The following is a 23249-nucleotide window of genomic DNA, read 5'->3' as shown; positions in this document are numbered from 1 at the left end:
TGATAAGAGTTCGACTCCCGCTGAAAAAAGCATCAACAGCGCTGAAACCCGATCGATACCCGCTGATAAATTGGGTAGCACCGCTGATAAACGGTCAGATCACCAGCTAAAATAATCGAAGTATTGTGGGATCACTGATAATTGTTCGACTCCCGGTGAAAAAAGTATCAACAGCGCTGAAACCCGATCGATACCCGCTGATAAATTGGGTAGCACCGCTGATACCCGGTCAGATCACCAGCTGAATAACCGATTTATTGTGGTTTTGCTGAAAAAATCTCGATTCCCGCTTAAGGAACTTTTCGTCCAGTGACTAACCGGTAAATCAAAACAATTAATGCGATTACTAGCAATACATGGACAAGGCCGCCCGCAACATCAAAGGCAAAACCTATAGCCCAAAGAATTAATAATATAAGCAAAATGGTCCAAAGCATGAAAGTAGCCTCCTTTCCATGAAGCATATCTCCAATTGGAATTGATAAACCAGTACCTGTTGCTATCAAACATTACCACTTCCAGATAGAAACCAAACATTTCTTTGCTATAATGAAGTGAGGATTTATACTATACATAACCATTTGAAAAGGAGACTCTATATGGATATTGAACAAATTAAAGAAATCATACCACATCGTTACCCATTTCTTTTAGTAGACAAAGTAACAGAGATGGAAGAAGGAAAGCGTGTTGCTGGATTAAAAAATGTATCTGCTAATGAACCTTTTTTTCAAGGACATTTTCCGGAATATGCAGTAATGCCTGGAGTATTAATTGTTGAAGCATTGGCACAGGTTGGAGCAATCGCTGTCCTTGGCATGGAAGCAAATAAAGGAAAGCTTGGCTTTTTGGCAGGTATCGATAAGTGCCGTTTTAAACGTCAGGTCAGACCAGGAGATCAGCTCAAGCTGGAAGTGGAAATTACTCGAGTTAAAGGACCAATTGGAAAAGGAAAAGGAATAGCGACAGTTGATGGCGAAGTTGCTTGCGAAGCAGAAATTACATTTGCAATAAAGTAAAACTTCAATCCGCGGGACGATTTTTCCCGCGGATTTTATTTTTCTCTTCGCCGCAGGAGATATACATATAATTTATCACAAACGGTGGTGAATCATACGCGACAAATAAAACCTTGCTTTTTTCCTAAAAAAAACAAAAAAATAAGTATCACTTCCCTAAATATGGTTAAGCTAATTGCGATAGCGAACACAAAGGAGGGAACTTTTTATGAAAAGAAAATTATTATTCAAATTCGGTGCGCCGGTTTTAGCGTTATCACTGATCGCAGCATGCGGAACTGATGATAATCAGGATCCCGTGGAAGAAGAGGCACCACTGAATCAGGAGGATGACAACAACAACATGAATCCTGCTGAGGAAAATGGCGGCACGAATGATGATGGCACCAACGGCAACAATGACAACAACGGCAACAATGGTAATAATAATGACATGCCGGATGATAATCTGAATGAAGACGAATAATAGGTAAGTCTATATGATGGTACAGAACAAAGGCGTAAGCGCCCGTTTAGCGACGTACGGACTGGACTGAGCCGCAGGAGATAAAGGAAACACGGCGACTGTAGGGAGCCGATGTTGACTTTCACCACAAGGGTATAAGTGCGACTAAGCCTCTGGTTCCACCAATCGGCAAGTCTTCTTTATCGTACGGAGGTGAGGGAAGTCCGCTAGTCGCTGGGCGCTGGAGCCGGACGTGGCTGATTCGGTTGTTTACTTATCCACAGGCCGAAAATTTTATATAATTTACTATGCAATCAAAAAGCAGAACACTCCTCTAGGCTGTTCTGCTTTTCATTTGCTTACGCTTTTACATCAATTTGATTCCCTATTGTTGGGTGTGGAACAGGCTGCTGGGGCTGCTTCAGCATTTCGATTGTCTGTGCTCCTTGCTGCTCCATCATGTCCTTTGCATTTTTCATAACGGCAAGCCCAGCATTGGAACGTACCTGATGATTAGCCATTACGACTGATAATGCTGCAATATCCATTCTAATCCTCCGATGTCATAAGTTCTTTAAAACCAGTATAACATATGCTGGAAGGAATTGGTTTAGTATTTATTCAGTTTTTGCAGCCTGTTTTTCAGTTGTACTTTTCTTACTGCCGGATTTTGCAGTACCTTTCTTAGATGAAGCTGTTGATTTTTTAGCAGTACTGCCAGCGCTTTTCGACTGTGGCTTCTTCTTGGCAGTATCGGTTGATTTCTTAGCAGTTGAGGCTATTTTGCTGCTATTACTTTTTTGCGTGCCACTGTCCTTTTTAGGAGCTATTTTCTCACTCTTTCTACTGGATTGTTTTCTCTCCTGCTCCTTATCATTTTCATCCGCTTCGTCCTCTGTTTCATTTCCCTGTGCTTCTTCCATATGATTAGATTGCAGCTGTGCACCCTGTTCGCTGCCTTCTTCTTCGTTTACCTCTTCGTCAGAATCTTTTTCCTTTCGTTTTAACTTGCTTGTTAATTGCTTCGATTTATTGGAAGCTCCTGTTTTAATCTCTGTGAATTTTGTTTTTGTTGAATCACCAAATTCTCTTGTTTTGTCCACTGCTTTATCTTTTGCAGTACCTACCTGTTCAGTAATATCACCACGAAGCTCTTTTCCGGATTTTGGCGCAAGCAGAAGTGTTGTTGCTGCACCCGTGACTGCACCTATAACGGTACCTGTAACTACATCTCTTCTAGTTATCTGTCTTTTTTTCTTTTCATTTTGTTCTGCCATTATTTTCTCCTCCTATAAGCTTAAAATATTATGGTAAACGACTGTCCTCAGATAGTTTTCCTTCCAGTTTTTCAAGCCGTTTCTGTAATTGTTCATTCTCTTCCTTGAGTTTATCCTGTTCCTGTAAGGCTGCCTGGGAATTGAGATATGGGTCTGTTTCCCACCAGTCCATACCGATTTCTTTGGCTTTATCTACAGATGCTACGATTAATCTGATTTTGATTGAAAGCAATTCCACATCAGCGATTCCAACCCGGATGTCACCGGCAATAACAACACCTTTATCTAAGACGGTTTCAAGCACATCCACGAGATTGCTGGAACCGGTTGATTGTTCAATAGCCAATTGTCACCCTCCTCTAAAGTAAGTTGCCTAATGGGCCAAGGTCAATATTCAAATCTTCATCAACCAGGTCAAAAACGTCTTTTAATTCATCCATTTTTACATCTAAATTCATTAAGGCGACTCCAAGCTTTTCAATTTCTTCTTCGGTTAAATTTCCACCATCAACCCGCCGCAATGCCTGTCGCTCTACTAACTCCCTTAGTAGCTCTATAACGGTTAAGACGAGCTGTGCAAGTCCTTTTTCAGCACCTTCTGGGTCCAGTTCGATTCTGCCACTTTTTTCAGGACGATGATCAAGCTCCGTTAATGACATGATTCAGTTCCTCCTTCTCTTGGTCAAATCGTTTCGAGGAGAGCTGTTCAGCCGCTTCCTGATTTGATTCAATCAGTGTCTCCACAGATGATATCAGTACCCTTAAATCGAGATATACCAGATCAATTCCGGCAATGGAGAGAATAAGATCGCCCTTGATTGCAACACCTTTATCCAAAACTACATCCAAAATATCGATCAGGCCAACCTCTTTATTTTCAAATTCCCTTCGATGTGACATGTGTAACCTCCAATTTTAGCCAATTTTTGCGTAGTGATAGGATGGCCATGGCCCGGTGACCTCAATTTGCCACCCAGATGGTTCCCACTTGTCCTGAAGTTCTTTCACATGGTTTAGAAAATCATCGACTGCGGTATTTTTCAGCATATATACACTGTTCCAGCACATTTCCTCTGTTCTTCCGGTGACATCCTTATTCCAATTTTTCTTAACTTCATTTTGTAAACTGATTGATGCGAGTGCTTCATGTATGTTTGAGGCGAAAGAATCCTTTTCCCTGTCTGCCTCTTGGTCGATTAATTGATCAAGCTTTCTCTTTTCCAAATATTGACGGCCTGGGGACATCTCGCCAATTTCTTTTCTTTTTTGATCAATCGTTGTATTTTGTTCAGATACATTTTCTCTGACTTTACTTGGATCGCAATATATTTTCATAATCCATTCTTCTTTATCTTTAATAAACTCAAGAAGTTCGATCATGTTCTCCTGATGAGCGTCCAGCTTCTTTGCAAGACTTTCCTCTCCAGAATAAATGGTGCAGAACTTCATCGGAATTATTGGGAATTCCTCATAAAGCTTCATGAGTATTTCGTGGTGGTGAAAGGCCTTTTCATGAACCCATTTTACGTCATTTGTTTTTTTTTCAAGCTCTTTTTCTCCATATTGCACCTCATCGAGATGACAGATGACAGCTTCTGTTTCCTGAAAGGGGATGGTATGGATTTCATGAAAATCATCGAGTCCTTTCATTGTGGAGAGTTTTTCTTTGTAAGAATCGTTTTTAGGAATAATTCCATATAAATAAACTAATTTAGCCATATCTGCTTCCTCACTTTTCTCCCTTGGTTAATTCATTCCATTGTTCCATTTCCCTCTTTTTGGCGATTTCATAGCGGGTCAGCAACTCTTTTTCTGACTGCTTATAGGCTTCCTCTTCAATTTCATCAAGCTCATACATCATTTGCAGGTGTATCAGCTTTTGCTGAATATGCTCCAGATCATAAAATTCTTTATCCACTTCTTCCTTAACCTTTTCGCCAACTTTTACGACTAAATTGATTGGGGAAGTGAATAGTTTATGAATCATGAGGTTTCCTCCACCTTTAATTTAATATTGATAAAATTATACGCCGGCCATGGACCGGTATATTTGAAATCAACCCTGTCCTTCCATATGTCATGGAGTTTATTGACTTTTTTATCAAAAGCAGCTTCTTTCTCGCGGTCGACGAGATATGCAGCATTCAACAGCATTTTTTCACCGATTGGTTCATTCAGTTTATCCGCTTCTGCAATTGGTGTTAATTCATCATGTATGTTTGTCTGTATATCGTCCCTCATTGACTTAACAAAGTTTTTTGCCATTTCTCCAAGCTGAATCCGATCAAAATATCCAGCAGCCTCTGACTTTGATTTGACGACATCCTTTTTTTTCATCACTTTATCATTCTGATTAATATTCTTCTGCAGCCATTCCTTTTTTCCAACTGCTTTCAAGCCAACTTCAATTTTTCCTTTAATTTTTGGAAAAAGAGTCTCGAGCTGCGGGTAAAGACTTTTCAGTAACGCGATGACATCTTCTTCGGTATGAAAGATATTGCCGAAACTGATGGGGATAACTGTATCCTTCTTATTCATTACGGTGGAGATGACCTGCTGATGCATCATCAGATTGTCTTTGTCAGGATGATAAATTTTCATTGGCATTTCTGCAACGACCATTGCTGCATCCTTATAATGAATCGTATAGATTTCCCTTTCTTCACCATCCATTAAAATGCTGTTAAAGGTGCTTGGTGTTTCCGTCTGAATTCCACAAAATACATATATTCCATTTTCATTTTCCATCGAATTCACCCTGCTTTCACTTTTTTGCATTCCATTTTTAATTGCTTCTTTAATCGGTCATCACTTTTATCCATGCATGCCTTAAGTGGAAACCAGGCTATATCGAAACAAAGCTGAACAAAGACTTCATTCGTCCCATCAATTGGAATCTCATAGCGTTTTGCCATTTCGGCAATCATGATGGAGGAGCGGAGCCCTAAACCATTTACTGTCTGTTTCCCTGTACAGAGACTACGTAAGTTAGTAATCAAATCAACGATGGCTTCAGCTTGTTCCTTTTGGATACCGGTTTTACTAATTACTGCAGCAACTTCCGAATTTTTATCCATATGCTCAAGCGGGAGGGTTACCATCCTGTCCATCAGCGCATCCTGAGACTCATAGACACCGGCATATTCCAGTGGATTACTAGTGAAAATTACTGCGAAATCCGGATGAACTTTTTCAAAGGGTTTCTTTTGCTTTGTTCCATAAAGCGGCAAAATCCGTTCCTCTAAAATTGATAAGAATATGTTGTTGGTTTCTGGCCTGGAACGGGTAAATTCATCATAGACCAGGGTGCATCCGGTTTTAACAGCCTCAAGCAAACGGCCATCTGACCATGATTCTGTTACATTTTCTTCCAGCTTATAAACCGTACGAACATAATTGTCCTTTAATTTGCTGCGCTTATAGCCTGAAAAAGCACCGATTAATTCTTGATTGGAAAGTTCTTTATTTCCGTGGATAAGAATAACTGGCTTTTTTCGCTGCTTCGCAATATGCAATGCAAGTGTTGTTTTCCCGATGCCGGAGGGGCCGGTAAAGTGAATGGGAAAGCCTGTTTCAAGGTATTTTAATGAACGACTGATTAATCCTTTATAATAAGGGGATTTTTCATATAATGTATTGTCTATTTGCATTTTTGCACTGGATTGTGCCATGTTTGATCCTCCTGTAAAATCTACGCTTGTTCTTCAAGGTCACTTCGATACCTGAGACTTATCCGGGCAAAACCAGTGACATCACCTTCTTCATCAAGGAAAACCTCATATAATCCGACCATCTGGTCATTCGCATATTTTTTCATATATTCCTTTTCCTCAATAACTTCAACTAGACCACGCCAGACTTCCTCTTCATTTTCCGTCTGCTTTTTCACAGAAATAATTTTATGTGGCGGTGCAATATGTTCATTAAAAAAATCTGTAATCTCATCCATTACCATCATTGCCTTCACTTCCTTTTTAACGGGATGGAAATGAGCAGGTTGCCCCGAGGGAGGAGATTAGCCACCCAGAATGGGACAACCATTTCATTTCAGCTAGCCAGAGTTAGCTGACTTCTTCATCATATTCCACACTGTCAGAGCGTGAGGATAAACGGTCTGACAGACCATCCTCTTCAATTTCGTCACGCAATAAGCCGACAGCCTCTGCATATCTCAGCCATGTATCCACACTTGCTACGACGACCCTTGCCTCGACTGTAATCAATTCAATTCCAACTACAGATACACGGGCAAATGCATCAATTACAATACCTTTGTCCAGTATGCGGTCGATTACCTCTGCTAAGCTTGAACTGTCTGTTGACTTTTGTATTGCCATTTGAATCATGCTCCTCTCGTTGAAATGTCTATATAAAAAGCTGTCTAAAGCTTTTATACATTTGCTATAAGCTGTTCAGATCAGAATGGTGCTTTATATCCTGAGGGCCCTTGATATTGGTAGAACTTTTTATATTAGAGGAGCTTTTTATCTGATTGACTCCTTTAATATCATTTGCTCCAGGAATTTTTGAATCTGACCTTGTTTTTTGCTTCATCTTGTCTTGAAATTCTTCACCGGCATCTTTGGCATTTGATACTTTATCACGAACATTTAATAAAACATTCTGAGCCTTTCTCTCGACCTTTTCTGCATTGGAATGTACTTTTTCAGCATTTTCATCTTTCTTTTTCTTCAATTTCGCTGACGCATCCTTTACCTTACTTTGGATGCTTTCCTTAAATTTTTCTTTCATTTCCTCAGCGGCTTGTTCCTTCACTTCATTTTTCGCTGCGTCTTTTAACTCACTGGGGTCATCAGCTCGTTTGACAATATTTAAGGCAGCGGGCGCACTATGCTTGATTCCTTTTCGGACTTTAGGGAAAAGCAATGTTGTTGCCAGGAGCGTAATGCCACTGGCTATTGCTGCTGCTTTTGGACTTTCTTTCACTTTTTCAGGTGCGTCCATTCGTGTCCTCCTTTATTTATGCCGGCAGTTTTGGACCCTTATCATTTAGTTACCCACTTTCTTTAATTGAAAACAGGGGAATTTGTCCTGTTTGGAAAAAAACCCCTGAAGTGTTACAAAAAATGATTCCCTAGTTGGCGGGAATCAGCAATTTCAACAAAAAATATGACAAAGTTAACATTAATATTAAAAAATTATCTTTATTCTGGATCAAATAGTAAAATAGGCTTATAAAGTTACTGGGGGTAATCTTTAGATGGGGAATATGAGACCGGTTTTTATCATTTCACAAAAGACGAAGGCAATTATGGCCGAGGAAGAGTCCGGTTATTATCGGGCAAAGATTCTGGAAGGGGATACAGAAAAGTTTTCAATCCATAAACCACTGCAAATAATTGATAACAGCTGTCTGGTTTATGGTGCTTCATTGGAAGGAAGGAAAACTTCTGTTAAGCAGATTTTAAATTCTGCAAGTAAACTTCCAATTCCAGTAAATGTGAATGAAGGAATTTACATGATGCCGACAGCATCAACGAAAAACAAGGATTGTGTCTGGCTGTCCTATCAGCATATACATACATATGAACAGCGCGATGATAAGACATACATAACCTTTCATGATGGTACAGGAATCTATATAAATACGTCAGAAAATGCTTTTGACCAGCAATTTAAACGGACAAGCCAGGTAATTGTCCATATGAACGGAAGTACTTTATTTGGAAAACACTGGCATCCATTTTGGTGAGTTTGACTAGTTATATCTATGTAGAGGCTGATTTTGGCGCTGCTTTTGTGTCGCAATTTCTATAGACTGCGAACTACTTAGCATCTGCTAAAATCGCCGTTCGGGATCGCTGCGGGCGGATGCTTTCCGCGGGCACGGCCTCAGCCTCCTCGAGAAAACCACTCTGCGGGGTCTTCGGACTCGTGCTATTCCCGCAGGAGTCACCGCCCTCCGCTCACCCGAACTGGTGAGGTGGTTAGATGCTTTGTATATTATTACTAATGCAATTCGTCAGCAGTAACCGGACCATCAGCGAAGGAAATATACGGAGACTCCTGTGGGAGCAAATGTTTTCGATGGGGCGAGCATTTATGCGCAGACCCAGAGGCCTAGATGAGACCCCGCAGAGCGACAGCTCGAGGAGGCTCATCAGCCGCCCACGGAAAGCGTAGTGTATTTCCGCAGCGGTCGCCCAACCGCCATTTCAAGTAGTTCACAGTTTACATCAACTGTTAACCGTATTCCCCTTGCTAAAATAATATCTATTAAAAAAGCCTTTCAAAGGAAATTCGCCATTTTACTCACTTGTGACAGAGCATTAAGCAATGTATCATAGAGAAGTGCAGAATTATATTTGTAAATGACTGACCGGTTAGTCATGGAGAAAAATGAAACTATCCAGTAAGCTGGACCGTATAAAGAAGCAGGTGATAAGAATGAATGAGAAAAAGATGAAGCTTATAGAGGCAGGGATGAAATTATTTGCTGTAAAAGGATATCATTCAACCTCGATTCAGGAGATTGCAACAGAAGCAGGGATATCCAAAGGTGCTTTTTATCTTTATTTCGATTCCAAAGAAGATTTTATTGCAACAGCCCTTCAATACTTTTACACACAAATTTCCGAAAGAATTGACAAGGCAAAGCAGGAGAAACTCCCACCAAGAGAGAGTCTCGCAAGACAGATTACTGCTTTTATCAATTACCTATACACATACAAGGAATTTCTTATTATGTCCTTACGTGAAAATATTTCTATTGGGCAAAATATTGATAAGCTGGTTCACCAAATGAAAATGGAAAACTACCATTGGATGAGAGAAAATATCGAGGCTATTTATGGAAATAAGATAAATGATTTGCTTGTAGATACAATCATCCAGCTGGAAGGCCTGATCAATGGTTATTTTAAATGGATTGTAATTGACGATATACATATGGAAAAGGAGAAAGTAGGAGCATTTATTGTCAGACGGCTTGATGATGTGGTAAATGGAATGCTTACGCGAAATGAGGAAGCATTGATAACAATTAAAAATATTCCCGATAGCTATGAAGCAATGATGGGCAAGGATTCAGATGAGCTCTCGGAAACACTGCTTAAATTGCAAACGAAAATCACAAAACTGAACATGGATTATACAAAAATATCCCAGCTTCAGGAAGTGGTAAAGGAGCTGGAAAAAGAAATTAGCAAAACAGAGCATCGTCCAATAATGATTCAGGGATTGCTCGCACACTTCAAGCAGATTCCCGAATTAAAAATAGAATGCGAACAAATTTCCGAGCTGCTGGGAATTGAACTTTTAAACTAATATGCAAACATGCGGGAGGAGAACGTATAAATGAAGAAATTTTTATTCAGTATGACAGCACTATTATTGATCACACTGCTTGCTGCATGCAATGAGGATGAAGATACAAATGAGGAAGAGGAAGCAAGAGTTGTACCAGTGGAAACTGCAGAAGCGGCAGAAGGGGATCTCGTTATTGAAAAGTCAGTTTATGGACGTACAGCACCTTCATCAACAGCACCAATTATGCTGCAAAATCCTGGTGAAATCGATACATTGGAAGTTGAAAATGGAGACCAGGTTGAAGAAGACGATCTCATTGCAACAATTTCAACACCAGCAGGAAAACAAAACATCCGTGCATCAAGAGATGGTGAGGTAGTTAATTTAAATGGAGCAGAAGGGGATTTAGTTTCAAACGAAGAACCATTTGCTTTAATCGCAGACATGGATACAGTAAAACTTGATTTTTCTGTTACAGCTAATGTTCGTGAGCTTTTTGAAGAAGAAACAGTAATGGAAACCAGAATAAATGATCAGGAGTATGAAGCGGAAATCACATCCATTGGCAAAATGCCGAATGATACAGGATTGTATGCAATTGAGGCAACTGTTGAAAATGAAGATGGAGATATATTACCAGGAATGGTTGTACATATGTTTGTTCCGGAAAAAAGAATTGAAAAAGCAATCATTGTTCCAACAGAAGCAATCGTTCAGGAAAATGATGAATCCTTTGTATATATTGTGAAAGATAACAAAGCAGTAAAACTAGCTATTACAATTCAGGAAACACAATCAGATAAAACCGCAATTGAAGGTGATGTGCAATCAGGTGATCAGGTAGTAGTAACAGGACAGCTGACACTTACAGATGGTATCGAGGTTGACGTTCAGAAAGGGGAATAAATTTTGAAGCTTGTAAATACATCCGTAAAACGTCCTGTTGGCGTCATTATGATTGTGCTCGCAATTATTGCACTTGGGGTCGTATCACTCCGCAACTTAACAATCGATCTTTTTCCGAAAATTGAGCTGCCGGTTGCAGTTGTTGCAACATCGTATCAGGACGCAGCACCACAGGAAGTTGAGAATTTAATCAGCAGACCAATTGAATCTGCAGTAAGTACAGTTGAAGGAATAGAAACCGTTCAGTCTCAGTCCCAATCAGGTTCATCACTTGTACTGATGATGTTTGCCAATGGGACAGACTTGGATCAGGCATTGCTCGACGTAAGGGAAAGTGTCGATCAAGTAAAAGGATTTTTGCCGGACCGCGCCGGTGATCCGAATATTATGCGATTTAATCCCGATCAGCTGCCGGTTATCTGGGTTGGCTTAACTGGAAAAGATGCACCTGCATTAACTGAAATTGCAGATGAACAGGTGGTTCCATTTTTCGAACGTCAGGGCGGCGTAGGTTCTGTAACAGTTGAAGGTGGAAAAGAGCGGGAAATCCAGCTCATTCTGGATCAGGCGAAATTACAGCAATACGGAGCGGATGCACAAACGATCATGCAGTCACTGCGAAGTGCAAATCAGTCCGCATCTGTCGGTAATGTTGAAAAAGGAAATAAAGATCTCCAATTACGTGTAACAGGGGAATTTGAATCTGTTGAAGATATCAAACAAACGCTTGTTCAAACGCAAACAGGTGCAACTATTCAAGTTGAAGATGTTGCTGAAGTAAAAGATACTTTCAAAGAATCATCCTCGATGACATTGGTAAATGGAAAACCGTCACTTGTTTTATCTATTTTGAAAAAGACTGATAGCAATACGGTTGAGGTTGCTTCCAATGTAATCGAGGGAATGGATGAAATTAAAAGGGATCTGCCGGAAGATGTTAATTTGGAAGTTGTTATTGATACATCTGAGTTTATTCAAATGTCGATCGATTCGGTTGTAGATAATATCTTAATTGGTGGAGCAATATCAATCTTTATATTACTTCTGTTTTTAAAGAGTGTACGCGCAACAGTCGTTATTGGCCTCTCGATTCCGATTGCGATTATCTCCACATTCGCTTTAATGTATTTCACTGGAGAAACACTTAATATCTTAACATTGGGAGGCTTGGCATTAGGGCTTGGAATGATGGTGGACAGTTCCATCGTTATTCTGGAAAATATATATTCCTACAGGCAGAAAGGGCATAGTCTGGTTGATTCTGCAATAAAAGGGGCGTCAGAGCTTGCGCCGGCAGTAATTGCCTCAACAACAACAACATTGGTCGTATTTTTGCCAATTGTATACGTTGAAGGGATTGCATCCGATTTATTTACACCACTTGCGTTGGCTGTATCATTCTCGCTGATCGCATCACTTGTTGTTGCAGTAACATTAGTTCCAATGCTTTCATCAAAATTGCTTTCAAAGGCGATGGAAGACAGTGGACGCCGCTATTGGTTTGATCGATTCCTTGGGTGGGTCAACCGCAAGTACAAGAGCGTGTTAAAATGGGTATTGAAGCATCGTAAAACAACGATTGCAGGTACTGTCATTGCCATTGCAGCGAGTCTGGGATTAATTCCATTAATAGGAGCTGAATTTATTCCGTCAGCTGACCAGGGTCAAATGGAAATCCGTGTGGAAACAGATGCAGGCAGCTCATTGGAACATACAACAGAAATCGTTGAGAAAGTAAATGAAAAGTTAACTGCCTATGAATCAGCAATTGAAACAAGCTATGTAACTGCTGGTGGTGGCGGATTTGCGATGGGTGGCGGGGGAAACCAGGCCACCTACACAATGCAGCTGGTCCCTGCAGCAGAGCGCGATAAAACAACAACCGAAATTGTACAGGATATTGATGAAGATCTCCAGACAATTCCAGGAGCTGAAATTACGGTAAGTTCAATGGATGCAGGCATGGGAATGGGTGATCCAATTCAGATTCAATTAAATGGACCGGAACATGAGGTTCTCCGGGTGCTTTCCGGTCAGGTCGTTAATGAAATTTCATCCATTGATGGTGTTTATAATCCGGAGTCGGGAGCGTCAACTGGTGTACCACAAATGAATATCGAAATTGATGACGATGAGGCAGCAATGTATGGACTATCTCAGGAACAAATATTAGGGCAAATTCAATTGCAATTCACTGGCCAGGTGGCTACACAATATCGTGAAGAAGGCCAGGAAATGGATGTGACGCTGCTATATCCAGAGGATGAACGCAGTACAATAAGTGATTTGCAGGATATGAAAATCCAGTCACCTCAAGGTGCAGTAATTCCACTGGAAGAAGTCGCAGCATTTAAAGAAATGAGCGGACCTGTTGCATTACAGAGACAAAATCAGCAGCCGCAATTAAATGTTACCAGTCAGGTAGTGGATCGTGACCTGGCAAGTGTTGTAACAGATGTTGAAAACAAACTTGCTGAAATGCAGCTTCCTGAAGGCTATAGCTATGAAATAGGCGGGCAGGCACAGGATATGGCTGAATCATTTGCAGATTTAGCATTGGCTCTTGTATTTTCAATCTTCCTTGTCTATGCAGTAATGGCAATCCAGTTTGAGAACTTCCTGTTCCCGTTCATTATAATGTTTTCTTTACCTGCAACAGTCGTTGGAGTAATGGGAGGATTGTTCGTAACCGGCCTTCCGCTGAGTATTCCAGGGTTTATCGGAATCATCATGCTGGCCGGGATCGTCGTAAATAATTCAATTGTTCTCGTTGATTACATTAATATTTTACGGCGAAAAGGAATGGATCGATATGAAGCAATTATTGAAGCAGGGCAAAGCAGACTGCGTCCAATTCTGATGACAACATTAACAACCATCCTTGCAATGATCCCACTCGGACTTGCACTGGGAGAAGGCGCAGAAATGCAGCAGCCGCTAGCAGTTACTATTATATTCGGGCTGGGTGTATCAACAATCTTTACGCTATTATTAATCCCAGTAGTTTATTCATTGTTTGATGATTTGACTGGGAAAATTGTTGGAAGGAAGAAGAGGAAGAAAGCTTAATTTTTGAATAAGCTCCTCGTATGGCGGGGAGCTTTTCTGCTAGTAAGCATATGGACATGGGGTCAGGTCCCTTGTCCCAGCTTGAATGGGGAGTGAAGGGTGAGGGAGAATTACGCAAATTTATTCTTTCTTTCAATCCGGTCTACTGGATATCCGTCCGAGATAGCGAATATCCGTTCAACAAGCGAGACATCCGTCCGAGATAGCGAATATCCGTTCTATCGGCCAGACGTCCGTTCAATAATCTGCATAGCTCAACCAAGTTGAAAGATTTTCAGCTTGTCTGTGTCAACAAACCATTAATAGGGAAAATGGTCTTAGAAATGATTTTTTTATTCAATATGGAGGTAAGCAGATGTCTTTATCACGCATAATGAAATTGATAACGGGAATTTTCGAAGGATTGCTCGGCTTCCCCATTTTAGGTGGATTATATATTATGAGTCAGGGTTGGATGCCGCTTCTCGTGATGCTGATTCTTCATATCATTACCCTGGTTCTAACTAAAAATGACAGAGGTGCAAGTGCCGGAAGTATTCTTGGCATTATCACCTCATGTATTGCATGGATCCCGATTGTTGGGATGATTATGCATATCTTAACAGCAATTGTGTTACTTATAACAGCTGCAATTTCTGATAAAAACAGATAAAAAATGCCAGCACATTGAAAAATGTGCTGGCATTATGCATTTTTACGTAAAAGATACTCCTTCAAACAGCATAACCCTTGCCGGAGCGGCATCTGTTCCCTGAAGCTTTATCGGTGCTGCCACCATGAAGTACTCTCCTTCAGTAACATCGGCAAGACGAAGTCCTTCCATGATGATTATTTTGTTTTGAAAAAGTGTGCGGTGGGTTGGGTGTCCTTCCTGGCTTCGTTCAATGCCCAGGCCGTCAACACCAACACCTTTTATGCCAAGCTCAGCAAGATGTGCGGCGGCATCTTCAGCTACAAAAATAAATTCAAAATTGAACGCCTCTTCCAATGAATTTTTTGTTTTGAAAAGGATAAAATCATCTTTCTCAATGGAAAATGCTTCAATATCCTTTTTCGTAATCCGATCTTCTACATGGGATAGATCAAAAAGCTTTACATTTCCAACTAAATCATCAAGTTTGATTGTCTCCATCGTATCCCCATCATTGATCATATGAAGTGGTGAATCAACATGGGTTCCAGTGTGCAAATCTATATCGATGCGTGATTCCGTAACATGTCCATTTGTAACAGTATTTATTATTGGCTGCTTTTCCGGTTTATTTTTGTAAACGGGCATTCCTTCAAAAATATCTGCAGTAACATCATACATTTTCAAGATTATCGCTCCTTATTCATTATTTTTTATAATTGGCCACCAGTGAAAACCATCTTTTTCAAGAAGCCTGTCAGCAGCTTCCGGTCCCATTGATCCTGATGGGTAATTGGGGAAATACGCTTTCGTGCTTGACCATGCATTTAAAATAGCGTCAACAAAAGCCCAGGAATAGGCAACTTCATCCCAATGGGTGAAATTTGTTGCATCGCCAAGCATACAATCGTGCAGCAATTTTTCGTATGCTTCCGGTGTATTGATTCCATCCACTTCTTTATTCGTATATGCCAGCTGGATTGGCTGGGCAACCGATCCGGCACCGGCTTTTTTTGCATTTAAATGGAGCGTGATACCTTCTTCTGGCTGGATATTAATGACAAGCAGATTTGGATGTTTTTTACTTTCCTCCGTGTAATACAAATTCATTGGAATATCCTTAAATTCAACAACAATTTTGGTCGATTTAACCGCCATCCGCTTACCTGTCCGAATATAAAATGGAACCCCGGCCCAGCGATAATTATCAATCATTATTTTGCCGGCCACGAATGTCTCGGTATTGGAGCCTGCCAATGTGTCTGCTTCCTGCTGGTAACCATTAAGCTGCTTCCCATCCATTGTTCCATCGCTATATTGTCCCCGCACAAAATAATCACCAATATCCTCCGTATTGAGTTGTCGCAGTGCACGAAGAACTTTTACCTTTTCTGAGCGGATTTCGTCAGTTGTTAATTTGATTGGAGGCTCCATCGCCAGCAATGCCACCATCTGCAGCATATGATTTTGCACCATGTCACGTGTTGCTCCGGAATGATCATAATACCTGGCCCTGTCTTCCACCCCGAGAACTTCACTTGAGGTTACCTGGATATTAGAAATAAACCGGTTATTCCAAAGGTGCTCAAATAATCCGTTCGCAAATCGGATAACTTCAATATTCTGCACCATTTCTTTTCCTAAATAATGATCGATTCTGTAGATCTGTTCTTCATCAAAGGCTTCCCGTATTTCATTATTTAGCTCATTGGCAGATTTTAGATCATGGCCAAAGGGCTTTTCAATCACAAGACGTGACCAGCCAGCGCTGTTTTTCAGGCCGAAGCTTTTCAGGCTATTTGCAATCGGACCAAAGTATTCAGGCGCCATCGCCAAGTAAAAGATACGGTTTCCCTCTGTTTGGTATGTATTCTCAAGATCACCCAAAAGACTGTTCAATTCCTGAAATGAAGCATCACTTGTTGCATCAAAGGAATGATAGTAGAAATGCGAAGTGAATGAATCGATGTCGTCATCGGTGGCATGTGCATCATCGATGGAGTGTTTAACATTCTCCCGAAAAACATCATTTGTCCATGGCCTGCGGGCAAGCCCTACAACAGCAAATTCCTTGCTGATCTTTTCATTTTGATAGAGGCGGTAAATCGAAGGGAATAATTTCCGTTTTGCCAAATCCCCTGTTGCCCCGAAGATTACAATCACTACTTTCGGTTTGTCATGAATATTCAAAAAACAGCGCCTCCTTTCATACAAGATAATAATCTTAGTTTATAAGGAATGAAAATTAAAATCAAATAATGGGGAGGGGAATTTGATAAATTATATGGGGTGCTGGTGTATGGTGCAGGAGGAGCGTGGATTGGGTTTGGAGTTGAAGCTGGTGGTGAGGTGTCTTGCAGTAGGTTGAGAGAAAAGGTGGCATAGTTGAGAGACGATGAGAAAAAGTTGAGAGAAAGCATCGAAGAGTTGAGAGACGACCAGCTGAAGTTGAGAGAAAACATCCGCACAAGCAGTTATCTCTCAACTATGCAAAGTTATCTCTCAACTATGCAAAGTTATCTCTCAACTAAATACATCTGTCTCTCAACTTTAGGAGGTAATCCATGTTAAACTTCAGTGATTGCAACAAAATTCACCCCCTGGCAGGAAACTTCTTTATTACCTGATTCATTACCTCCGAAAACATCAGCCCAATTGCAATCCCTCCTGCCAGAAGCATGACTTTTGCCGATAATTGCACGGCTGTATAATAATCATTTTCTACAAAATGACGCATTGCATCATAGGCGATTCCACCAGGGACAAGTGGTATGATCCCAGAGATATTAAAAATAATAATTGGCTTTTTAAAAACCTTTGCGCAAATTTGACTCAAAACAGCGACAAGCATTGCTCCGAAAATAGTTGCTGGAACGACGTCCATTCCTAATAGAACAAGCTCATAATATAAAATCCAGCCAGACATTCCGACAAGCCCGCATTGCACCAGTGCCTGCCGGGGTGCATTAAAAAGAACTCCGAAACCAGCAGAAGCGATAAAACTTGTAATAAGCTGTGTAATGATCATCATCATAATTTTCCTCCCCTCAACTTAAACAAAAGCAAAAATTACCGCAACCCCCGCACCAATCGCAAAGGCAGTCAGCGTTGCTTCAACACCCTTGGAAACACCAGCAACCAAATGACCTGCCATCAGATCGCGAACGGCATTCGTTATATGTAAACCCGGCACCAGCGGCATGACTGCACCGATAATAATTCGATCCAATGCATTTCCAAATCCATTGCTGATAAACACAAATGCAAGGACACCGATCATTACACTTCCAAAAAATTCAGCCATAAACCGGATTGCAACAAGACGTTCAAATCCAAGCATCCCAGCAAATCCGAGCCCGCCTGCTACAAAAGCAGGGATGAAATCCGGCCAGGTTCCGCCAAACATAATGGCAAAGCTTCCACTTACAAATGCTGCAGCAATAATTTGCATCCAGCCTGGAAAGGTTAATTTGGCATGGTCAATCTCATTCAGCATATCGAGTGCTTCGTTTAATGCAAGTTCCCCAGCCGTCACTTTCCTTGAAACACTGTTAACCTCTGCTATTTTATGTAAATCATTCGAACGATTCGAAATACGGATAAAATGGGTATCTGCTGCAATATCCGTAGAAAAGTTAATTCCTGTTGGGGTCGCATAGCTTTGCACATTATTTAAACCATAAGCGATGGCAATCCGATTCATTGTATCCTCTACCCGATATGTTTCCGCACCGCTTTGAAGCATAATCTTCCCGGCCAGCATGCATACTTTTGCTATTTGTACATATTCCTTCAAAACAGACACCCTCTCTCTAATGCATATTATATAGTCTTCAGCCGAGGGATTGAAACAAAAAGTGTTCCATCAATTAATATGAAGGAATACTCTTTGAATAATTTAATTTTGTTCATACAAAATGGTCTGCGCAATTCCGATAAAATACTCGGATTCATCGATGATATGGTCGATGACAACCTTTGCTGTTTGGTTGCCTGCTGCAGCTTTACTCTCAGTTTTAACTTTGCGGCAAAATTGGGTGAATGCAACACTTTCCTGCAGGCAAAATGATACGAGCTCAAGCACCTGCTGGTAGAGCTGGGGAGAAAGCTGATTATTGCTCCTCGTAACTGACTCGACATAGCGGCGCACATGCTGATGTGTCGTATTCAGAACTTCCTCCCATTGCTTTAATGCATCCACATATTCTTGTTCCAGGTTAGACATAAGCTCACGCATGACCACCGTGTGCTCAGCCTCCTGTTCCTTCCAGAACTCCGCTTCATCCAGTACCCTCAGCGGCATTTGGCTCCCATAATAAAATTGCATAACCCGGCCTCCCTGATATAGTTTTGTCCATTAATATTTATGTGAGACAAGACGGATTGATGCGGGAATTTACTTTTCTGTTTACATGAATGATAATATAATCTATCATAAAAGTGAGTAATCACTCATATATTAAACGATTACAGATAAGGCTGTGATTTAGCAACGAATGTATAGATATTAGCAATTTCGATAGAAGACTGCGAGGTAACTGCTCTGTTGATTTCAACTTCGGACGGATGTTTCGCGGGGATTATCAGGATTTGGGGGTACTTCTCTAAGCCCAACAGCTAGAAAACAATAGCCACCGGTCACATAGAACGCCTCTCTGGCCCAAACAACCAAAAGAATTAGCCACCGGTCACATAGAGCGACTCTAAGCCCAAACCACCAGAAATAAGTAGCTGCCGGTCACATAGAGCGTCTCTCTGAGCCCAAAACCACCAGGAATAAGTAGCTGCTGGTTACATAGACCGCCTCTCTAAGCCCAAACAACCAAAAGAATTAGCCACCGGTCACATAGAGCGCCTCTCTAAGCCCAAACCACCAGAAATAAGTAGCCACCGGTCACATAGAGCGTCTCTCTGAGCCCAAAACCACCAGGAATAAGTAGCTGCTGGTTACATAGACCGCCTCTCTAAGCCCAAACCACCAGGAATAAGTAGCTGCTGGTCACATAGAGCGCTTCTCTGGCCCAAACCACCAAAACAAAAGGAGGTTTTACCATGAATGATTTTATAAAACTAGAAGGAATTCAGCATCAGTTTGAAAAAGAACAGGTATTGAAAAGTGTTGATTTAGCAATTCCACAGGGACAGCTTTTTGGACTGCTTGGTCCATCGGGCTCAGGCAAAACGACAATGGTAAAAATCATGATTGGACTGTTGAACCCGACGAAAGGAACCGTTTCTATTGATAACACTGAAATGCCATCACTGAAACAATTGCAGCAAATCGGTTATATGGCTCAGAATGATGCATTATACAGTGAATTAACGGGAAGACAGAACCTCGAATTCTTTGCCAGCATCTATGGAATTCCGAAAAAAGAACGAACAGCTCGTGTCAATGAAGCAGCAAAAATCGTTAATTTGAACGATCATCTTAATAAAACGCTGGAGCATTACTCAGGAGGTATGAAACGCCGGATGTCACTGGCTGTGGCACTGCTGCATCGTCCGTCATTGCTTATCCTTGACGAACCGACAGTTGGAATTGATCCGGTTCTTCGGGCATCCATCTGGAAGGATCTTAAAAAGATTCAGGCAGCGGGAACGACCATCATTATCACAACACATGTTATGGATGAGGCAGAGAAGTGTGATGAACTGGCTTTGCTTCGTGACGGCTACATGATTGCAAAAGGAAGTCCAGCTGAACTGAAGGAGAAAAGTAATACAGAAACAATTGAAGGTGCATTTTTATATTTTGGAAAGAGCCAGCAAGTGGAGGTGGGATAAATGAGAGTAAATGCGATTATCAAACGAATTGTTCAGCAGATGCTGGGTGATAAGCGAAGTACTGCCCTTATGTTTATCGCACCATTATTTGTAATGACATTACTATGGCTTGTGCTTGATATGGAGGAATATGAACCGGTGATTGCGTTAACAGATGTTCCTGATTCGATTCAGGAGGTGCTGGAAGAACAAGATGCTTCTTTTTCGAAAATGACTATGGAAGAAGCTGAAGTTGCTTTAAAGCGGCAGGAAATAGATGCCCAATTTGCCTGGAAAAATCAGCAGATGAACATAACCATGGAAGGAAGCGACCCGACAGCAACCTCCGCAGTACAGCGGGTGTTAAATGAAGCATCCAAACAGATGAATCCTGGTAATTTGCAGGTTGATATTAAATTTCTTCATGGCTCTACAGATGTAAAATTATTTGATAATGTTGGCCCGGTACTTATTGGATTCTTTGTATTCTTTTTCACATTTATCATTGGCGGTGTTTCATTTCTCCGGGAACGCACACAAGGGACATTGGAACGGTTATTGGCAACACCGCTGAAACGCTGGGAAATTGTCACAGGATACTTAAGTGGATTTGGGATTTTTATCATTCTTCAATCGATTATAGTAGCGGCGTTTTCCATTTATGTCCTGGATATTTACATGGCCGGTTCATTTCTTGCAGTGATTTTAATTGCAATCCTGCTTGCGATTACAGCATTAAGTCTTGGGACACTTTTATCCGCATATGCCAAAAATGAATTTCAAATGATTCAGTTCATCCCAATCGTGATTGTTCCACAGGTTTTCTTTGCGGGAATTTTCCATACGGAATCCATTGCCTGGCTTGACGCATTTGGAAAAATTATGCCACTGTACTACGGGGCAGATGCTTTAAAGGAAGTTATGATTCGAGGCCAGCAGCTTTCCGATGTATGGGGTGATATTGGAATACTGATTGGCTTTTCGGTTGTATTTATTTTACTAAATATTGCTGCATTGAAGCGGCATAGGAAGCTGTGATTTAATAATGTGGCGGACAAACTAGATTAATCCATCAGGGAGGATAAAAAATGTCAGAAAAAGATCAATCCATCTACAGGCAAATGATCGATACACTTGGTGAATCGGAGAATATGACCCAAAAACAAGTGAAAATACTGGAAGCAGCAATCGAGATTATTTCTGAAAAGGGATATTATAATACATCGACAAGTGAAATTGCTAAGCGGGCAGGTGTCGCAGAGGGAACGATTTTTCGCCATTACCGTACGAAAAAGGATTTGCTTGCAGCGATTATTACTCCGGTAATCACGGACTTTTCCGCACCGCTTTTTGCTGAGAAGTTTGTGGATGAAGTATTCAGGAAATCTTACACGAGTATTGAAGACTTTCTATATGCTTTTATAAAAAACAGGTTTGAATTTGCCAAAGCCAACGTGCCGCTTGTGAAAATATTACTGCAGGAATTGGCGTTCCATCCGGATATTCAAGCGTCCTATAAAAAAGTATTTGCTGAAAAGGTCTATCCGGCAATTAATAATGTGCTGGATTACTATAAAGGAAAAGGGGAAGTAAAAGATCTACCAAATCAAACGCTCATCCGCTTGATGGCTCCAACGGTATTAGGCTTTTTAATCACCCGCTTCCTGCTGCAGCCGGATTTGGACTGGGAAGATGATTTGGAAATTAAACGGACGATTGAGTTTATTATGAGAGGGATTGGGAAAGTGTAGGGAGTTTTTTTGTAATATGATTTGAGGAAGGAGTTGAGAGATACCTGCTGTTACTTGAGAGAAACGAGCAGTAAGTTGAGAGAAAACTACTGCTAGTTGAGAGATAAATTGAAAATAACTGTCTTTCTCTCAAGTTTATGGAGGTATCTCTCAACTTCGGCCTACAGTCTCTCAACTATTGCCGATTATCTCTCAACTTTAAACCAGAGTCTCTCAACTTTCACTGCTCGTCGCTCAACTCCCCGCAAATACTCAAAAATAACCTACTGAAACAATTCCCACCCTAAGGCATCATCAGAAACAGACTCACAAGCGCAATAATCGGAAAGGCCATTGTGATCGGAATGCCTATCATGGCAAATGAATTCACAATTGCTTTCGCCTCTGGTTCAACATCAACACTTTTTTGCAGGAAAATAAAGAAAACAGCGAATACCATTAAAAATATCACGATAAGTCCAGGCAGGAGTAATTCCCCAATGCTGGAAACTGGTGTCAGTTCAATGAACCCCCAGATAACCAATAATATTGGAATGAGCTCACTTAAGGCAACCCCAATCATAAATCGAGACTGAACCTTTCCTTGCTGACTTGGGTCGCGTTTCAGCTTATCCAGAAATACCTTGAAAATAACTAAAATAGGAATTACGGCAAGAACAGCTGCCAAAGCAAAAATGTATTGTGCAGGCATGATATAACCTCCTTTACTTTATTACTATTAAAATAGTAGCATAGGGGATTGTTATGCTCAATGGAGAGTTGTAATAGATTAAATAAAATCATTGCAATTAGTGAAGGGAAATGGAGCACAGTTTTCTTTCGTAGATGGTTTCCTCTGTAAACACAGCATAAAAAAATCAATGTTACCTAACATTCGGTATTTCAAATTGTTTTGGACCATAAGCCAGTCTACGTGCCCTTTCGAACGAATGTTCATCTAGTTTTGGTTCATAGACCTGTACTATGTGCCGTTTCGAATGAATGTTCATCTGGTTTTGTTACATAGATCTGTTCCATGTGACATTTCAGTTAATCCTTCATCTCCTATTAGTTCGTAAAGCCAATCTATCCGACATTTTAACTGAATTACCAGATTCACTAGGTTTATAGAGCTGT

The 23249-nt window shown here is 40.9% G+C and carries 29 protein-coding genes; 10 read left to right on the top strand and 19 right to left on the bottom strand.

What is annotated here, in order from left to right; genetic code table 11:
- Positions 1–290: 290 nt before the first annotated feature.
- A complete protein-coding gene (locus CIL03_RS12285; RefSeq protein ID WP_108721251.1) occupies positions 291–437 on the bottom strand; it encodes a lmo0937 family membrane protein in 147 nt (48 codons plus the stop codon).
- 162 nt (positions 438–599) lie between these two features.
- On the opposite strand from CIL03_RS12285, the gene fabZ reads away from it, so the two are divergent.
- Together fabZ and CIL03_RS12275 are read left to right on the top strand one after the other, a co-directional pair.
- Complete coding sequence (fabZ, locus tag CIL03_RS12280; protein ID WP_094886154.1) at positions 600–1019, top strand: 3-hydroxyacyl-ACP dehydratase FabZ; 420 nt, start codon at positions 600–602, stop codon at positions 1017–1019.
- A gap of 208 nt (positions 1020–1227) precedes the next feature.
- Positions 1228–1485 carry a hypothetical protein gene (locus tag CIL03_RS12275; protein ID WP_094886153.1) on the top strand — a complete coding sequence of 86 codons (258 nt, stop codon included), beginning with the start codon at positions 1228–1230 and terminating at the stop codon, positions 1483–1485.
- 338 nt (positions 1486–1823) lie between these two features.
- On the opposite strand, the gene CIL03_RS12270 is transcribed toward CIL03_RS12275, so the two are convergent.
- From CIL03_RS12270 to gvpQ, 12 genes are all read right to left on the bottom strand, one after another.
- Positions 1824–2012, bottom strand: coding sequence for a YjfB family protein (locus CIL03_RS12270; RefSeq protein ID WP_094886152.1), 189 nt, complete (start codon positions 2010–2012; stop codon positions 1824–1826).
- A 69-nt stretch (positions 2013–2081) separates the two neighbouring features.
- A complete protein-coding gene (locus CIL03_RS12265; protein WP_094886151.1) occupies positions 2082–2741 on the bottom strand; it encodes a YtxH domain-containing protein in 660 nt (219 codons plus the stop codon).
- A 28-nt stretch (positions 2742–2769) separates the two neighbouring features.
- On the bottom strand, positions 2770–3087 hold the full coding sequence (locus CIL03_RS12260) for a gas vesicle protein (protein ID WP_094886150.1): 318 nt from the start codon (positions 3085–3087) through the stop codon (positions 2770–2772).
- Between the two features lie 13 nt (positions 3088–3100).
- Positions 3101–3400, bottom strand: a complete 300-nt coding sequence (locus CIL03_RS12255) for a gas vesicle protein K (protein ID WP_094886149.1) — start codon at positions 3398–3400, stop codon at positions 3101–3103.
- Positions 3381–3641 carry a gas vesicle protein gene (locus CIL03_RS12250; protein WP_094886148.1) on the bottom strand — a complete coding sequence of 87 codons (261 nt, stop codon included), beginning with the start codon at positions 3639–3641 and terminating at the stop codon, positions 3381–3383. The genes CIL03_RS12255 and CIL03_RS12250 overlap by 20 nt, the downstream gene beginning before the upstream one ends.
- A gap of 15 nt (positions 3642–3656) precedes the next feature.
- Entirely contained in the window at positions 3657–4460 is an 804-nt protein-coding gene (locus tag CIL03_RS12245; protein ID WP_094886147.1) for a GvpL/GvpF family gas vesicle protein, read from the bottom strand.
- A gap of 10 nt (positions 4461–4470) precedes the next feature.
- On the bottom strand, positions 4471–4728 hold the full coding sequence (locus CIL03_RS12240; RefSeq protein ID WP_094886146.1) for a gas vesicle protein GvpG: 258 nt from the start codon (positions 4726–4728) through the stop codon (positions 4471–4473).
- Positions 4725–5489: a GvpL/GvpF family gas vesicle protein gene (locus CIL03_RS12235; RefSeq protein ID WP_094886145.1), complete on the bottom strand. Its 765-nt coding sequence runs from the start codon at positions 5487–5489 to the stop codon at positions 4725–4727. The genes CIL03_RS12240 and CIL03_RS12235 overlap by 4 nt, the downstream gene beginning before the upstream one ends.
- Before the next feature lie 5 nt (positions 5490–5494).
- Complete coding sequence (gene gvpN / locus CIL03_RS12230; RefSeq protein WP_094886144.1) at positions 5495–6412, bottom strand: gas vesicle protein GvpN; 918 nt, start codon at positions 6410–6412, stop codon at positions 5495–5497.
- Positions 6413–6432: 20 nt separating this feature from the next.
- Positions 6433–6699 carry a gas vesicle protein GvpO gene (gene gvpO / locus CIL03_RS12225; RefSeq protein WP_240508064.1) on the bottom strand — a complete coding sequence of 89 codons (267 nt, stop codon included), beginning with the start codon at positions 6697–6699 and terminating at the stop codon, positions 6433–6435.
- Positions 6700–6802: 103 nt separating this feature from the next.
- On the bottom strand, positions 6803–7078 hold the full coding sequence (gene gvpJ, locus CIL03_RS12220; protein ID WP_094886142.1) for a gas vesicle protein GvpJ: 276 nt from the start codon (positions 7076–7078) through the stop codon (positions 6803–6805).
- Between the two features lie 64 nt (positions 7079–7142).
- Positions 7143–7706, bottom strand: a complete 564-nt coding sequence (gene gvpQ, locus CIL03_RS12215; RefSeq protein ID WP_094886141.1) for a gas vesicle protein GvpQ — start codon at positions 7704–7706, stop codon at positions 7143–7145.
- 256 nt (positions 7707–7962) lie between these two features.
- Here gvpQ and CIL03_RS12210 point away from each other — a divergent pair, with 256 nt between their 5' ends.
- The 5 genes from CIL03_RS12210 to CIL03_RS12185 all read left to right on the top strand — a co-directional run bounded on the left by CIL03_RS12210 (position 7963) and on the right by CIL03_RS12185 (position 14637).
- Complete coding sequence (locus tag CIL03_RS12210) at positions 7963–8454, top strand: competence protein ComK (protein WP_094886140.1); 492 nt, start codon at positions 7963–7965, stop codon at positions 8452–8454.
- Between the two features lie 695 nt (positions 8455–9149).
- On the top strand, positions 9150–10028 hold the full coding sequence (locus tag CIL03_RS12205) for a TetR/AcrR family transcriptional regulator (RefSeq protein WP_165767951.1): 879 nt from the start codon (positions 9150–9152) through the stop codon (positions 10026–10028).
- A gap of 30 nt (positions 10029–10058) precedes the next feature.
- Positions 10059–10916 carry an efflux RND transporter periplasmic adaptor subunit gene (locus tag CIL03_RS12200; RefSeq protein ID WP_094886138.1) on the top strand — a complete coding sequence of 286 codons (858 nt, stop codon included), beginning with the start codon at positions 10059–10061 and terminating at the stop codon, positions 10914–10916.
- A 3-nt stretch (positions 10917–10919) separates the two neighbouring features.
- Complete coding sequence (locus CIL03_RS12195) at positions 10920–13985, top strand: efflux RND transporter permease subunit (RefSeq protein WP_094886137.1); 3066 nt, start codon at positions 10920–10922, stop codon at positions 13983–13985.
- A 355-nt stretch (positions 13986–14340) separates the two neighbouring features.
- Positions 14341–14637, top strand: coding sequence for a hypothetical protein (locus CIL03_RS12185; RefSeq protein ID WP_094886135.1), 297 nt, complete (start codon positions 14341–14343; stop codon positions 14635–14637).
- A gap of 42 nt (positions 14638–14679) precedes the next feature.
- Here the strand turns inward: CIL03_RS12185 and CIL03_RS12180 are convergent, their stop codons facing one another.
- From CIL03_RS12180 to CIL03_RS12160, 5 genes are all read right to left on the bottom strand, one after another.
- A complete protein-coding gene (locus tag CIL03_RS12180; protein WP_094886134.1) occupies positions 14680–15303 on the bottom strand; it encodes a cyclase family protein in 624 nt (207 codons plus the stop codon).
- Between the two features lie 12 nt (positions 15304–15315).
- Positions 15316–16806, bottom strand: coding sequence for a glucose-6-phosphate dehydrogenase (gene zwf, locus CIL03_RS12175; RefSeq protein WP_094886133.1), 1491 nt, complete (start codon positions 16804–16806; stop codon positions 15316–15318).
- A gap of 403 nt (positions 16807–17209) precedes the next feature.
- Positions 17210–17647: a threonine/serine exporter family protein gene (locus CIL03_RS12170; RefSeq protein WP_094886252.1), complete on the bottom strand. Its 438-nt coding sequence runs from the start codon at positions 17645–17647 to the stop codon at positions 17210–17212.
- Positions 17648–17668: 21 nt separating this feature from the next.
- Positions 17669–18412, bottom strand: a complete 744-nt coding sequence (locus CIL03_RS12165) for a threonine/serine exporter family protein (protein ID WP_240508063.1) — start codon at positions 18410–18412, stop codon at positions 17669–17671.
- Between the two features lie 102 nt (positions 18413–18514).
- On the bottom strand, positions 18515–18943 hold the full coding sequence (locus CIL03_RS12160) for a DUF2935 domain-containing protein (RefSeq protein WP_094886132.1): 429 nt from the start codon (positions 18941–18943) through the stop codon (positions 18515–18517).
- A gap of 725 nt (positions 18944–19668) precedes the next feature.
- On the opposite strand from CIL03_RS12160, the gene CIL03_RS12155 reads away from it, so the two are divergent.
- The 3 genes from CIL03_RS12155 to CIL03_RS12145 are packed head-to-tail and all read left to right on the top strand — an operon-like array spanning position 19669 to position 22133.
- The gene (locus tag CIL03_RS12155; RefSeq protein WP_094886131.1) at positions 19669–20403 is read left to right on the top strand and encodes an ABC transporter ATP-binding protein; all 735 of its coding nucleotides are present in this window, start codon (positions 19669–19671) and stop codon (positions 20401–20403) included.
- Positions 20404–21420: an ABC transporter permease gene (locus CIL03_RS12150; RefSeq protein WP_094886130.1), complete on the top strand. Its 1017-nt coding sequence runs from the start codon at positions 20404–20406 to the stop codon at positions 21418–21420.
- Positions 21421–21470: 50 nt separating this feature from the next.
- Entirely contained in the window at positions 21471–22133 is a 663-nt protein-coding gene (locus tag CIL03_RS12145) for a TetR/AcrR family transcriptional regulator (protein WP_094886129.1), read from the top strand.
- 283 nt (positions 22134–22416) lie between these two features.
- Here the strand turns inward: CIL03_RS12145 and CIL03_RS12140 are convergent, their stop codons facing one another.
- Positions 22417–22824: a hypothetical protein gene (locus tag CIL03_RS12140; RefSeq protein WP_094886128.1), complete on the bottom strand. Its 408-nt coding sequence runs from the start codon at positions 22822–22824 to the stop codon at positions 22417–22419.
- Positions 22825–23249: the final 425 nt, after the last annotated feature.

Source organism: Virgibacillus indicus (assembly GCF_002266285.1).
In the GTDB taxonomy this organism is placed as follows: domain Bacteria; phylum Bacillota; class Bacilli; order Bacillales; family Amphibacillaceae; genus Virgibacillus_K; species Virgibacillus_K indicus.
Note: the sequence above shows the minus strand (reverse complement) of the source record. Positions and strands in the feature narration are given on the sequence as shown.